The 12,665-nt window shown below is 72.5% G+C and carries 11 protein-coding genes; 4 read left to right on the top strand and 7 right to left on the bottom strand.

Annotated elements, in window-relative coordinates; translation table 11 throughout:
- Positions 1-39 precede the first annotated feature (39 nt).
- The 5 genes from AB0D46_RS32910 to AB0D46_RS32890 form a co-directional block, all read right to left on the bottom strand.
- Positions 40-2,211: a 3-hydroxyacyl-CoA dehydrogenase NAD-binding domain-containing protein gene (locus AB0D46_RS32910; protein ID WP_362882938.1), complete on the bottom strand. Its 2,172-nt coding sequence runs from the start codon at positions 2,209-2,211 to the stop codon at positions 40-42.
- 50 nt (positions 2,212-2,261) lie between these two features.
- The gene (locus AB0D46_RS32905; protein WP_362882936.1) at positions 2,262-3,476 is read right to left on the bottom strand and encodes an acetyl-CoA C-acetyltransferase; all 1,215 of its coding nucleotides are present in this window, start codon (positions 3,474-3,476) and stop codon (positions 2,262-2,264) included.
- A 48-nt stretch (positions 3,477-3,524) separates the two neighbouring features.
- Positions 3,525-4,667 carry an acyl-CoA dehydrogenase family protein gene (locus AB0D46_RS32900; RefSeq protein ID WP_362882934.1) on the bottom strand — a complete coding sequence of 381 codons (1,143 nt, stop codon included), beginning with the start codon at positions 4,665-4,667 and terminating at the stop codon, positions 3,525-3,527.
- A gap of 79 nt (positions 4,668-4,746) precedes the next feature.
- Positions 4,747-5,937 carry a CaiB/BaiF CoA-transferase family protein gene (locus AB0D46_RS32895; protein WP_362882932.1) on the bottom strand — a complete coding sequence of 397 codons (1,191 nt, stop codon included), beginning with the start codon at positions 5,935-5,937 and terminating at the stop codon, positions 4,747-4,749.
- A gap of 94 nt (positions 5,938-6,031) precedes the next feature.
- A complete protein-coding gene (locus AB0D46_RS32890) occupies positions 6,032-6,505 on the bottom strand; it encodes an MmcQ/YjbR family DNA-binding protein (protein WP_362882930.1) in 474 nt (157 codons plus the stop codon).
- Between the two features lie 96 nt (positions 6,506-6,601).
- Between AB0D46_RS32890 and AB0D46_RS32885 the strand changes: the two genes are divergently transcribed.
- Positions 6,602-7,801 (top strand): saccharopine dehydrogenase NADP-binding domain-containing protein, encoded by a 1,200-nt coding sequence (locus AB0D46_RS32885; RefSeq protein ID WP_362882928.1) that lies wholly within the window; start codon positions 6,602-6,604, stop codon positions 7,799-7,801.
- 49 nt (positions 7,802-7,850) lie between these two features.
- On the opposite strand, the gene AB0D46_RS32880 is transcribed toward AB0D46_RS32885, so the two are convergent.
- On the bottom strand, positions 7,851-8,531 hold the full coding sequence (locus AB0D46_RS32880) for an endonuclease V (protein ID WP_362882926.1): 681 nt from the start codon (positions 8,529-8,531) through the stop codon (positions 7,851-7,853).
- A gap of 26 nt (positions 8,532-8,557) precedes the next feature.
- On the opposite strand from AB0D46_RS32880, the gene AB0D46_RS32875 reads away from it, so the two are divergent.
- On the top strand, positions 8,558-8,857 hold the full coding sequence (locus AB0D46_RS32875) for a YciI family protein (RefSeq protein ID WP_362882925.1): 300 nt from the start codon (positions 8,558-8,560) through the stop codon (positions 8,855-8,857).
- A gap of 111 nt (positions 8,858-8,968) precedes the next feature.
- Here the strand turns inward: AB0D46_RS32875 and AB0D46_RS32870 are convergent, their stop codons facing one another.
- A complete protein-coding gene (locus AB0D46_RS32870; protein WP_362882923.1) occupies positions 8,969-10,039 on the bottom strand; it encodes an oxidoreductase in 1,071 nt (356 codons plus the stop codon).
- Between the two features lie 344 nt (positions 10,040-10,383).
- On the opposite strand from AB0D46_RS32870, the gene AB0D46_RS32865 reads away from it, so the two are divergent.
- Positions 10,384-10,800 (top strand): SsgA family sporulation/cell division regulator, encoded by a 417-nt coding sequence (locus tag AB0D46_RS32865; RefSeq protein WP_362882921.1) that lies wholly within the window; start codon positions 10,384-10,386, stop codon positions 10,798-10,800.
- Between the two features lie 186 nt (positions 10,801-10,986).
- Positions 10,987-12,627: an ABC-F family ATP-binding cassette domain-containing protein gene (locus AB0D46_RS32860; protein WP_362882919.1), complete on the top strand. Its 1,641-nt coding sequence runs from the start codon at positions 10,987-10,989 to the stop codon at positions 12,625-12,627.
- Positions 12,628-12,665 lie beyond the last annotated feature (38 nt).

Genomic DNA, 12,665 nt, shown 5'->3' with positions numbered 1-12,665 from the left:
GGACCGGGGCGCCCGCGCCGGGGCGACGCCCCGCCGCGCTCAGTCGGCGTACGTCTCGCCGCGCTCGGCCTTCGCCACCAGGGAGGCGGGCGGGGTGAATCGCTCGCCGTACTGCTCGGCGAGTTCCCGGGCGCGGGCCACGAACCCGGGCAGGCCGCCCTCGTAGCCGTTGACGTACTGGATCACGCCGCCGGTCCAGGCGGGGAAGCCGATGCCCATGATGGAGCCGATGTTGGCGTCGGCGATCGAGGTGAGGACGCCCTCGTCGAGGCAGCGGACGGTGTCCAGGGCCTCGGAGAACAGCATCCGCTCCTTCATGTCCTCGAAGGGGATCTCGTACCCGACCTTGGTGAAGTGCTCGCGCAGGCCCGGCCAGATGCCGGCGCGCTTGCCGGCCTCGTCGTACGCGTAGAAGCCGGCGCCGCCACTGCGGCCGGGGCGGTCGAACTCGTCGACCATCCGGTCGATGACGGTGTCGGCCGGGTGCTCGGCCCAGGTACGGCCCTCGGCCTCGAAGGCCTTGCGGGTCTCGTTGCGGATCTTGCGCGGCAGGGTGAGGGTGAGCTCGTCCATGAGGGAGAGCACCTTGGCCGGGTAGCCGGCCTGGGCGGCGGCCTGCTCGATGGAGGCGGGCTCGATGCCTTCGCCGACCATCGCGACGCCCTCGTTGATGAACTGGCCGATGACCCGCGAGGTGAAGAAACCGCGCGAGTCGTTGACGACGATCGGCGTCTTGTTGATCAGGCGGACCAGGTCGAACGCGCGGGCGATGGCCTCGTCGCCGGTCCGCTCGCCCTTGATGATCTCGACGAGGGGCATCTTGTCGACGGGCGAGAAGAAGTGCAGGCCGATGAAGTCGGCCGGCCGCTTCACCCCTTCGGCGAGGCCGGAGATCGGCAGCGTCGAGGTGTTGGAGCAGAGCAGCGCGTCGGGCGCGATGACGTCCTGGATCTCCTGGAACACCTTGTGCTTGAGGGAGGTGTCCTCGAAGACGGCCTCGATCACGGCGTCGCAGCCGGCCAGGTCGGCGGCGTCGGCGGTGGGGGTGATCCGGGCGAGGATCTCGGCGCGCTTGGCTTCGGTGGTGCGGCCCCGGGAGAGCGCCTTGTCGAGGAGCTTCTCGGAGTACGCCTTGCCCTTGGCGGCGGCTTCGGGGGTGACGTCCTTGAGCACCACCTCGATGCCCGCGCGGGCGCAGGAGTAGGCGATGCCGGCGCCCATCATGCCGGCGCCGAGGACCGCGACCCTGCGGACCGTGCGGGGCTCGACGCCGCCGGGGCGGCTGCGGCCGGCGTTGACGGCCTGGAGGTCGAAGAAGAACGCCTGGATCATGTTCTTGGCGGTCTGCCCGGTGACCAGCTCGGTGAAGTACCGGGCCTCGATGGTCAGCGCGGTCTCGAAGTCCACCTGGGAGCCCTCGACGGCGCAGGCCAGGATGTTGCGCGGGGCCGGGTACGGGGCGCCGTTCAGCTGCTTCTTCAGGTTGGCCGGGAAGGCCGGCAGGTTCGCCGCGAACCGCGGGTGGGACGGGGTGCCGCCGGGGATCTTGTAGCCGGGTACGTCCCACGGCTGCTGCGACTGCGGGTTGGCGTCGATGAAGGCGCGCGCCTTGGCCAGCATCTCCTCCGGGGTGGCGGCCAGTTCGTGGACCAGGCCGTTCTCCAGGGCCCGCGCCGGGTTGTACTGGGTGCCCTGGAGCAGGACCTTGAGCAGCGCGTCGGCGATGCCCATGAGGCGGACGGTACGGGTGACGCCGCCGCCGGCCGGCAGCAGACCGAGGGTGACCTCGGGCAGGCCGATCTTCGAGCCGGGCGCGTCGAGCGCGACGCGGTGGTGGGAGGCCAGGCAGATCTCGTAACCGCCGCCGAGCGCAGCCCCGTTGATGGCGGCGACGACGGGCTTGCCGAGGGTCTCGATGCGGCGCAGCGAGCGCTTGATCTCGGTGCCGGTGTCGAAGGCGAGCCGGGCGTCCTCGGGCCGCAGCCGGATCATGTCCTTGAGGTCGCCGCCCGCGAAGAAGGTCTTCTTCGCGGAGGTGTAGATGATGCCCCGGATGGAGTCCTTCTCGGCCTCGGCGCGGTCGGCGATCGCCGCGATGGAGTCCTTGAAGGCCTGGTTCATGGTGTTGGCGGACTGGTCGGGGTCGTCGAGGACGAGGGTGACGACGCCGGTCTCGTCCTGTTCCCAGCGGATCGTGGTGGACTCGCTCATGGTCACTGCTTTCGTTTCGGAAGGTCCGGGGGGCGTGGGTACAGGACGGATCAGAGGCGTTCGACGATGGTGGCGACACCCATGCCGCCGCCGACGCACAGGGTCACGAGCCCGTAGCGCTTGTCCTGGCGCTCCAGTTCGTCGATGACCGTGCCGAGGATCATCGCGCCGGTCGCCCCGAGCGGGTGGCCGAGGGCGATGGCGCCGCCGTTGACGTTGACCTTGTCGAGGGAGACGCCCATGTCCGCGACGAAGCGCAGTACGACGCCGGCGAAGGCCTCGTTGATCTCGATGAGGTCGATGTCGTCGATGGTGAGCCCGGCCTTGGCGAGGGCCTTGCGGGTGGCGGGGGCGGGGCCGGTGAGCATGATGGTGGGCTCGGAGCCGGACACCGCGGCGGAGACGATGCGGGCCCGCGGCGTGAGACCGCCCCGCTCCCCCGCCTCGCGGGAGCCGATGGCGACGAGGGAGGCGCCGTCGACGATGCCGGAGGAGTTGCCGGCGTGGTGGACGTGGTCGATCTTCTCGACCCAGTGGTACTTCTGCAGGGCGACGGCGTCGAACCCGCCGAGGTCGCCGATGTCGGCGAAGGACGGCTTGAGCTTGGCCAGCGAGTCGGCGGTGGTGCCGGGGCGGATGAACTCGTCGTGGTCCAGGACGACCAGGCCGTTGCGGTCGGTGACCGGGACGACGGACCGGGCGAAGCGCCCCGCCTTGACGGCCGCGGCGGCGCGTTCCTGGGACAGGGCGGCGTACTCGTCCACGTCGCGGCGGGAGAACCCGCCGATGGTGGCGATGAGGTCGGCGCCGATGCCCTGCGGGACGAAGCCGGTGTCCCAGTTGGTCATGGGGTCGGCGAACCAGGCGCCGCCGTCGGAGGCCATCGGGACGCGGGACATGGACTCGACGCCGCCCGCGAGGACCATGTCCTCCCAGCCGGAGCGGACCTTGGCGGCGGCCAGGTTGACGGCCTCCAGACCGGAGGCGCAGAAGCGGTTCTCCTGTACGCCCGCCACGGTGTCGGGGAGTCCGGCGGCGATGGCCGCGATCCGGGCGATGTCGGAGCCCTGGTCCCCGACGGGGCCGACGACGCCGAGGACGATGTCGTCGATGGCGGCCGGGTCCAGGCCGGGGTTGCGCTCGCGCAGGGCGTGGATCAGGCCCACGACCAGGTCGATCGGCTTGGTGCCGTGCAGGGCGCCGTTGGCCTTGCCGCGCCCGCGCGGGGTGCGGATCGCGTCGTATACGTAAGCTTCGGTGCTCACTGGTCAAGCCTTTCGGAGGTTTCCAAGGGGAGTTTCCCAGGGGAGGTTTCAGCCCAGCAGGGAACGGCCGATGATCTCCTTCATGATCTCGGTCGTGCCGCCGTAGATGGTCTGGATGCGGCCGTCGGTGAAGGCACGGGCGACCCGGTATTCGCTCATGTAGCCGTAGCCGCCGTGCAGTTGCAGGCAGCGGTCGGCGACCCGCTTCTGGAGTTCGGTGGCCCACCACTTGGCCATGGAGGCGTGGACGTGGTCGAGTTCGCCGTGCGAGTGATCGGTGATGCAGCGGTCGATGAAGGCACGGGTGACCGCGCACTCGGTGGCCATCTCCGCGATCTCGAAGCGGATGTGCTGGAGCTTGGACAGGGGGCGGCCGAAGGCCTCCCGTTCCTTCACGTACCGGCTGGTGATCTCCAGCAGGTGCTCGGCGGCGGCGATGCCGGCCATGGCGATGCCCATCCGCTCCTGCGCGAGGTTGGTCATCAGGTGGAGGAAGGCGCCGTTCGGTTCGCCGAGCAGGTTCTCCTTGGGGACGCGTACGTCGTTGAAGAACAACTCGGCGGTGTCCTGGGCCTTCTGGCCGATCTTGTCGAGGTTGCGGCCCCGCTCGAAGCCCTCGGCGCCGCGCTCGACGACGAACAGGGACAGCCCGTGCGCCCCGCCCTCGGGGGTGGTCTTCGCGACCACGATGACGAGGTCGGCGAGGATGCCGTTGGAGATGAACGTCTTGGAGCCGTTCAGCAGCCAGTGGTCGCCCCGGTCCTCGGCGGAGGTGCGGATGCCCTGGAGGTCGGAACCCGCGCCCGGTTCGGTCATCGCGATGGCGGTGATCGTCTCGCCGGAGCAGAAACCGGGCAGCCAGCGGCGCTTCTGTTCCTCGGTGGCCAACGAGGTCAGGTACGGGCCGATGATGTCGTTGTGCAGGCCGATGGCGAGCCCCGGCGTGCCGGCGCGGGTGAACTCCTCGGCTATCACGGCGGCGTAGCGGAAGTCGGTGTTGCCACCGCCCCCGTACTCCTCCGGGACGGCCAGGCCCAGCAGCCCCTGGCGGCCCGCGGCCAGCCAGGCCTCGCGGCTGACGATGCCGTCCTTCTCCCACTGCTCGTAGTGCGGCAGCACCTCCTTGCTCAGGAAGGTGCGGACGCTCTCGCGGAACGCGTCGTGGTCGACGTCGAAGATCCGGCGCTTCATCAGGGGGCCTCCTAGAGCCAGTTCTTGACGGTTTCGATCCGCGGGTCGCCCGCGTGGTCGAGCATCATCGAGAGTTCCATCAGGCGTCCTCACCGAGCAGGGCCGGTACGTCCCAGTCGGCGGCGACCGAAGCGGTGTCGGCGCCCGGCCGCGCGGGACCCGTGGTGACGGCCGTCGGGGTGAGGGAGAACCGGGGCGCGGGGGCGGGTTGGGTGATGCCCCCGAAGTCGGTGAAGGTGCCGCGGGCGGCGAGGTGCGGGTGGTGCGGCGCCTCGCGCAGGGACAGCACGGGGGCCACGCAGGCGTCGGTGCCCTCGAAGACCTCGGTCCACTGGGCGCGCGTACGGGACTTGAAGCGCTCGGCGACCGCCTCGCGGAGTTCGCCCCAGCGCGCCAGGTCCTTGCGCGCGGGCGCCCGGTCGCCGAGGCCGAGGAGGCCGACGAAGGTGTCGTAGAACTGCTGCTCCAGCGCGCCGACCGCCATGTGGCCGCCGTCGGAGGTCTCGTAGGTGCCGTAGAAGGGGCAGCCGCCGTCGAGGAGGTTGACCCCGCGCCGGTCCTGCCAGCCGCCCGCGGCGACCATGCCGTGGATCATGGCGGTGAGGTGGGCGGTGCCGTCGACGATCGCGGCGTCCACGACCTGCCCGGCGCCGCCGGGCGTGCGGGCGTGCCGGAGCGCCGCGAGGACGCCGATGACGAGGTAGAGCGAGCCGCCCGCGTAGTCCCCGACCAGGTTGGCGGGCACGGCGGGCGGCTCGTCGGGCCGGCCGATCATGCCGAGCGCCCCGGTGACGGCGATGTACGCGATGTCGTGCCCGGCGGTGTGGGCGAGCGGCCCGTCCTGGCCCCAGCCGGTCATCCGACCGTAGACCAGGGCGGGGTTGCGGGCGTGGCAGTCGGCGGGGCCGACCCCGAGCCGCTCGGCGACCCCTGGGCGGAACCCCTCGATCAGCACGTCGGCGCGCTCGACCAGGTCGAGCACCCGGGCGGGCCCGTCCGCGGCCTTGAGGTCGATCAGTACGGACCGCTTGTTGCGGTTGGTGACGTCGTAGGCCGGGTCGACGGCGAGGCCGCCCCCGCCGGGCCGGTCCACCCGGACGACGTCCGCGCCCAGGTCGGCCAGGAGCATGGCGGCGAACGGGCCCGGGCCGATGCCCGCCAGTTCGACGACGCGCACGCCCGCGAGCGGGCCGCCCGCCGACGCGGGGCCCGCGCCGGTCTCCGCGGCCGGTGTCGCGCCCGGTTCCGTTCCTGATCCCGTCACTGCCATCGAGCCCCCAGCGCCCCTGGTGCGAGTGTGTGACACAACCGATGTAACACCAGCGATGCTAGGAACGCGCTCCACTCAGCACAAGAGCAAGCGCTTAGTCGTTTTCGCCCAGTCGTTCTCGCCCAGTCGTTCTCGCCCAGTCGTTCTCGCCGCCGTCCCGTTCCGGAGCCCGACCCGCGGCCCGGTCCGCGATCCGCGCGTCCAGTTCCCTCACGTGCCGCTTGAGCGCCACCGTCCGGTAGCTCTCCTCCACCCACTCGCACAGCACCTCGGCCGTCGGCGCCCCCTTCTCCCCCAGCGGCACGGAGACCCAGCCGGCCCGCCCCAGCCCGTACCCGGTGGGCTCGGCCCCCGGCGCCGTCATCGCGTGGCCGTGCAGGGCCTCGTCCTTGAGCTTCACCGACACGCCGGGGGCTTCGGGGCCGTCCGCGTTCCCGAGGAAGACGAAGATCTTCCTGTTGACCTTCACCACCGCGTCCTCGGGCCCCCACGGATGCTCCTCCACGGCTTCCGGCAGCCCCAGCGCGAACTCCCGCACCGCCTCCCACCTGCGCACCGCAGCCTTCATCGACGCCTCCCACTTACCGCAGGTCACACCTGCGCGCACGGACAGTCGCGTCCCACGCTAGCCTCAGCCACCGATACCAGCCGGGAGGAGCGGTTCATGAACGAGCACGTCCGCAAGGAAGGTCCGCAACGGGCCCACGACGTCGTACTCTTCGGCGCGACCGGTTTCGTGGGAGCCCTGACCGCCGAGTACCTGGCCGCGCACGCCCCGGCGGCCTGCCGGTGGGCCCTCGCGGGGCGCGACCTCGGCAAGTTGGAGCGGCTGCGCGAGCGGCTGACCGCCCTCAACCCGGCCTGCGCCGACCTGCCGCTGCTGCGGGCGGACGCCTCCGACGGCCCGGCCGTGCGCGAACTGGCCGCCTCCACCCGGGTGCTGGCCACGACCGTGGGCCCGTACGTCTGGTACGGGGCGGAGCTGGTCGAGGCCTGCGCCGAGGCGGGCACCGACTACGTCGACCTCACCGGCGAGCCGGAGTTCGTCGACCGGATGTACGTCGCCCACGACGCCCGGGCCCGGGAGACGGGGGCGCGGTTGGTGCACGCCTGCGGCTTCGACTCGGTTCCGGCCGACCTCGGGGCCTGGTTCACGGTGAACCGGCTGCCCGAGGGCGTACCGCTGCGGGTGGACGGGTTCGTCCGCTCCAACGCCCTGTTCTCCGGCGGCACCCTGGCCTCCGCCCTCACCGCGCTGGGCCGGGGTCCGCAGACCCTGGCCGCGGCCCGCTCCCGGCGCCTGCACGAACCGCGGCTGCCCGGGCGTCGCGTACGGGGGCCCGTGGGCGCCCCGCGCTTCAGCCGGGAGACCGGCTCCTGGGCGCTGCCGCTGCCCACCCTCGACCCGGCGGTGGTGGCCCGGTCGGCGGCCGCGCTGGCGCGGTACGGTCCGGACTTCCGCTACCGGCACTACGCCGCCGTACGGCATCTGCCGGTCGCGGTCGGCGGTACGGCGGCCGTGGGCGCGGTGGCCGCGCTGGCGCAGGTCCCGGCGGCCCGCCGGTGGTTGATGGGCCGCTGGGAGCCGGGCAGCGGCCCGGACGCGGAACGCCGGGCGCGCAGCTGGTTCACCCTCCGCTTCGTCGGGGAGGGCGGGGGCCGGCGGGTGTTCACCGAGGTCTCGGGCGGCGACCCGGGGTACGGCGAGACGGCGAAGATGCTGGCCGAGTCCGCGCTGTGCCTGGCCCACGACGCCCTGCCGGACACCGCCGGGCAGCTCACCACGGCGGTGGCGATGGGCGACGCCCTGCTGGACCGGTTGCAGGAGGCGGGCATCCGCTTCCGGGTGGCGGCGGAGGACTGAGCGGGTCGTGCGGCGCGGGCGGGGCGGGCGGCGCGACCGGCCGGACGCGTCAGCCCGTCGCCTCGCGCAGGGCGCGGCGGCACAGCGAGTCGGCGTGCCGGGTGGTCTCCGGGATCCGGAAGCGGGGGCTCAGCGCGAGGGCGTGGGCGCAGGCGTTGTCCAGCGTGACACGGTGGCCGACGGACACGTAGACGGGCTTGATCCCGTCCTGGGTGCGCAGCGCCCGGCCGACCACGGCGCCGTCCGCCGCGAGCAGCGGGGCGGCGTCGGAGCGCCGGGCGCCCGGTTCCTCGTACGTGAAGGTGAAGGGGTTCTTGGCGACGCCCATGCTGGGGAGCCCGGTGACCACGCCGAGGTGACAGGCGAGGCCGAAGCCGCGCGGGTGGGCGAGGCCGTAGCCGTCGCAGACGACGAGGTCGGGGGTGACGGTCAGCGCGTCCAGCGCGGCGAGCACGGTGGGCAGTTCGCGGAAGGCGAGCAGTCCGGGGACGTAGGGAAAGCTGACGGGCCCGACGGCGGTGGATTCGGCCACGACCGCGAGGGTGGCGGCGTCCAGCACGACGGCGGCGGCCGCGACGAGGTCGCGTGCGTCGTCGTAGGCGACGTCCACGCCGGCGACCAGGCCCGCGCCGGGTGGCGGGCCGGTCTCGGCGAGCACGACGTGATGGCGCAGTTCGTCCTGTACCGCCCGGGCCTCGGCCTCGTCGGCGGGGGTTTTCACAGTGGTCATGATGGTCCGAGAGTAGCCTGGTGATCATGTTCGTCATGGAGCTCACCTACATCGCGCCCATCGAAGACGTCGAGGACGAAATGGACGCGCACGTCGCCTGGTTGGCCGGCCACTACGCGAACGGCGTCTTCCTGGCGTCCGGCCGCAAGGTCCCGCGCGACGGCGGCGTCATCCTGGCCGGTGGCGTCTCGCGCGCCGAGATCGAGGAGATCGCGGCCGGGGACCCCTTCGTCGTCGCCGGCGTCTGCTCCTACCGGATCACCGAGTTCCTCGCCACGAGGACCTCGGCGGACCTTGCGACGGTCCGCGAGAACCCGGCGACCTGACCGCCCCACACGTCACGCCTCCCTGGCGGGCCCCGCGGTGCGGTTCACCGCCCCGCGGGGCCCGGGGACGGACCTGTTCGACGGCCCCTTGCCCCCACGGCCAGACGGGCCTCAGCGCCGCTCCAGTCGGGCCGCCCGCCCCTTCTCCCCCGCCGCCCAGCAGCCGCCGTCGGGCGCGCAGTCGACGGTGTCGAACGAGCCGGGGTCCAGCGCCCGCCAGGTGCGGCCGGCGTCCGTGGTGACGTCGGTGCCGGTGGGTCCGACGGCGAGGGCGGTGGACCGCCCGTACGGGTACCAGGCCGCGCCCGACCGGTAGCCGGGCGGCGGCGTCGCCGACGGGCTCCAGCCGCGGCCCGCGTCGGTGGAGCGGGCGGCGGCCTGCGGCGAGGCCTGGCCGGTGCGGTAGTCGCCGCCCACCGCGAGGCCCGTCGTACGGTCGCGGAAGGCGAGGGCGAAGACCCCGCGCGCCGGGTCCCCGGCGGGGATCGTGGTGTCGGCGGCCCGCCAGGTGCGGCCGCGGTCGGCGGAGTGCAGTACGCGGGCGGTCGGGCCGCCGCCGGTGGCCAGCCATACGTCGCGCGGGCCGGAGGCCACCAGGCACTGGCCGCTCGCCGCGAACCCGGCCTCGCCGGGGAGGGCGGCCGGCATCCCGGCGTCCGGCAGCACCTTCCAGTTGCGGCCGCCGTCGTCGGTGGCCAGGATGCGGAACTTGCCGTCCACCGGGTCGCTCATGGCCAGCCCGTGGCGGGAGTCGAAGAAGGTCAGGCAGTCGTAGAAGGCCCGCGGATCGGGGTTGCGGAAGGCCTCGGTCCAGGTGGCGCCGCCGTCCTCGGTCCGCAGGACCCGCGACGCCTCGCCCTCGCCGATGGACAGGGCCACCGCCCGGCGGGCGTCGAAGGCCTCGATGTCGCGCAGCTCCAGCCCCTCGGCGACGGCGCCGGGCGGCGAGACGTCCCGCCAACTGCGGCCCCCGTCGACGGTGCGCAGCACCACGCCCTTGGAGCCGGCGACCCAGGCCGTGCTCCGGCCGACCGCGGCCAGGCCGCGGAAACGGGAGTCCTTGTCGGTCGGCTTCACCGACCAGGCGTGGCCCCGTAAGCCCGCTGCGGCGGGGGCCGCGCCGCCGGTGTCCGCCTGTACCGGAGCGGCCACCGACCCCACCAACAGGGCTGCCGCGCACATGCCAACTCCTAGAAGTCTCATGGCGCCGGAAGCTAACGCACCCCGCGATCTCCGTCCAGGGCGCCTCAGGGGGCCGTCCGGGGCACATCCGGGCGGCTTTGGGCCTGTGGAGTGAGCGGTAACAGGACTTAATCCGAAGGGCCCGGACTCCACCGGCCCGACCGGCGATCCTTGGCGCATCGTCCCCCAGTCGTCACTCTGTGCGATCACACGGGCGAGTTCCGGCCAATCGGTGACACAGCTCACGTCATCCCGCATGCACGGACGTGCCGATTCCGGCGTCTATCCGGTTGCCGGGCTCCACCCCAGGGCCCGACAGCAGATCCGCCGCAAGGGAGCGAGCCTTGATCACTGTCATCGAGCAGGCCGTGCAGGCCCGACTGATCGCCACCGCGCCGAAGGTCGAGACCGTGCCCGTCACCCTCTGCTACGACCGCGCCGATCCCTTCGCCGTCCGCATGGCCTTCCCCGCGCTCGCCACCCTGGAGGGCGTCGAGGTCTCGTGGACCTTCGCCCGCGAGCTGCTGGCGTCGGGCATCCGGCAGCCGTCCGGCAGCGGCGACGTACGGGTGCGCCCGTACGACGGGGACCGCACGACGATCGAGTTCCACGCGGCCGAGGGGGTGGCGATCGTGCTGATGGTGACGGCCGAGCTCCAGCGCTTCCTGGAACGCGCCGCGGCGGTCGTCCCGCTGGGTCTGGAGCACCACTACCTGGACATGGACCACAGCCTGGCCGAGCTGATGCGCGGTTCCCGCTGACCCGCGCCCGATATTCGGTTGCGGGCGGCCAGGGCCGTCCGTAGCTTCGTGAACGCCCCATTGCCGTCGAAACGGAGTAGGACGTTGCTCATCTGAGGTCCGAGACACCGACCACCGACACGATCACGTGACGGTCGGCTGTCTCCCCGCGTTGCACGCACCATTCCACGCAACCTGGAGGCCTCTATGAGTCATGCCCCCACCCATGTCACCTGTTCCGACGTTTCCTTCGAATGGCCCGACGGCACTCCCGTCCTCGATGGTTTCCACTGGGCCGTCGGCCCCGGCCGCACCGGCCTGATCGGCCTCAACGGCTGTGGCAAGTCGACCCTGTTGAAGCTCGTCGCCGGTGAACTGCGTCCGACGACCGGCCAGATCTCCGTCGCCGGGTCCATCGGCTACCTCCCGCAGGACGTCACCCTCGCCACCGGGGCACGGGTGGACGAGGTCCTCGGCATCCGCGCCACCCGCGCCGCCCTGCACGCCATCGAGGCGGGTGAGGCCACCGAGGCGAACTTCGCCGCCCTCGGTGACGACTGGGACGTGGAGGAGCGGGCCTTGGCGACGCTCGACCAACTCGGGCTCGCCGGGATCGACCTGGACCGCACGGTCGGTGAACTGTCCGGCGGCGAAGGCGTCCTGCTGCGGCTGGCCGCCCTGCTGCTCGCCCGACCCGACGTGCTGCTCCTCGACGAACCGACCAACAACCTGGACCTGCGGGCCCGGCGCCGCCTGTACGCGGCCGTCGCATCGTGGACCGGGGTGATGGTGCTGGTCAGCCACGACCGCGAGCTGTTGGACCGGGTCGACCAGATCGCGGACCTGCGGGACGGCGAGGTCCGTTGGTACGGAGGCAACTTCGCCGATTACGAGGACATGCTCGCCGGCGAGCAGGAGGCCGCCGAGCGGATGGTCCGGGTCGCGGAGGGCGACGTACAGCGCCAGAAGCGCGAACTGGCCGAAGCGCAGGTCAAGTTGGCCCGGCGCAAGCGGTACGGCCAGAAGATGTACGAGAACAAGCGCGAGCCGAAGATCGTGATGGGTGCCCGCAAGCGGGCCGCCCAGGAGTCGGCCGGCAAGCACCGCATCATGCACGCGGAGAAGCTGACGGAAGCCCGGGAGCGGCTGGACCAGGCCGTGGAGGCGGTCCGCGACGACGCCGAGATCCGCATCGACCTCCCCGCCACCCAGGTCCCCCCGGGACGCCGGGTGTTGACGGCCACCGATCTGCGCCTGGCCCACGGGGCCGCGGTGGCGGGCGTGTGGGAGGTGCGCGGGCCGGAACGGATCGCGCTGGTCGGCGGCAACGGGTCGGGCAAGACCACGCTGCTGCGGACGATCGCGGGCCTCGTCCCGCCCACCTCCGGCGAGGCGCTCACGCACGTGCCGACGCGCTACCTGCCGCAGCGCCTGGACGTACTGGACGACGAGAGCACGGTCGCGGAGAACGTGGCGCGGTTCGCCCCGCACGCCACGAACAACGTGATCCGGGCACGGCTCGCGCACTTCCTCTTCCGAGGGGCCCGCGCGGACCGGGCGGCGGGCACCCTGTCGGGCGGCGAACGCTTCCGGGCGGCGCTCGCGGCGCTGCTGCTCGCGGAGCCGGCTCCCCAGTTGCTGATGCTGGACGAACCGACGAACAACCTGGACCTGGCGAGCGTACGGCAGCTCACCGACGCCCTGGAGTCGTACGAGGGCGCCTTGCTGGTGGCGAGCCACGACGTCCCGTTCCTGGAGTCGATCGGCATCACCCGGTGGCTGCTGCTCGACGGCGAGCTGCGGTCGACGACGGCGGAGGAGGTCAGGGAGTCCCGCTGGGAGGACTGAGCGTCGCGATGGGTCGGTCGGGTCGGGTCGGGTCGGGT

The sequence above is a fragment of the Streptomyces sp. NPDC048383 genome, assembly GCF_040651775.1.
In the GTDB taxonomy this organism is placed as follows: domain Bacteria; phylum Actinomycetota; class Actinomycetes; order Streptomycetales; family Streptomycetaceae; genus Streptomyces.
Note: the sequence above shows the minus strand (reverse complement) of the source record. Positions and strands in the feature narration are given on the sequence as shown.

Coding starts and splice junctions, on each gene's coding strand:
- AB0D46_RS32895 (WP_362882932.1), bottom strand. CDS start 5,937: ATGGCAGTGACGGGATCAGGAACGGAACCGGGCGCGACACCGGCCGCG.
- AB0D46_RS32860 (WP_362882919.1), top strand. CDS start 10,987: ATGAGTCATGCCCCCACCCATGTCACCTGTTCCGACGTTTCCTTCGAA.
- AB0D46_RS32875 (WP_362882925.1), top strand. CDS start 8,558: ATGTTCGTCATGGAGCTCACCTACATCGCGCCCATCGAAGACGTCGAG.
- AB0D46_RS32890 (WP_362882930.1), bottom strand. CDS start 6,505: ATGAAGGCTGCGGTGCGCAGGTGGGAGGCGGTGCGGGAGTTCGCGCTG.
- AB0D46_RS32885 (WP_362882928.1), top strand. CDS start 6,602: ATGAACGAGCACGTCCGCAAGGAAGGTCCGCAACGGGCCCACGACGTC.
- AB0D46_RS32880 (WP_362882926.1), bottom strand. CDS start 8,531: ATGACCACTGTGAAAACCCCCGCCGACGAGGCCGAGGCCCGGGCGGTA.
- AB0D46_RS32870 (WP_362882923.1), bottom strand. CDS start 10,039: ATGTGCGCGGCAGCCCTGTTGGTGGGGTCGGTGGCCGCTCCGGTACAG.
- AB0D46_RS32910 (WP_362882938.1), bottom strand. CDS start 2,211: ATGAGCGAGTCCACCACGATCCGCTGGGAACAGGACGAGACCGGCGTC.
- AB0D46_RS32900 (WP_362882934.1), bottom strand. CDS start 4,667: ATGAAGCGCCGGATCTTCGACGTCGACCACGACGCGTTCCGCGAGAGC.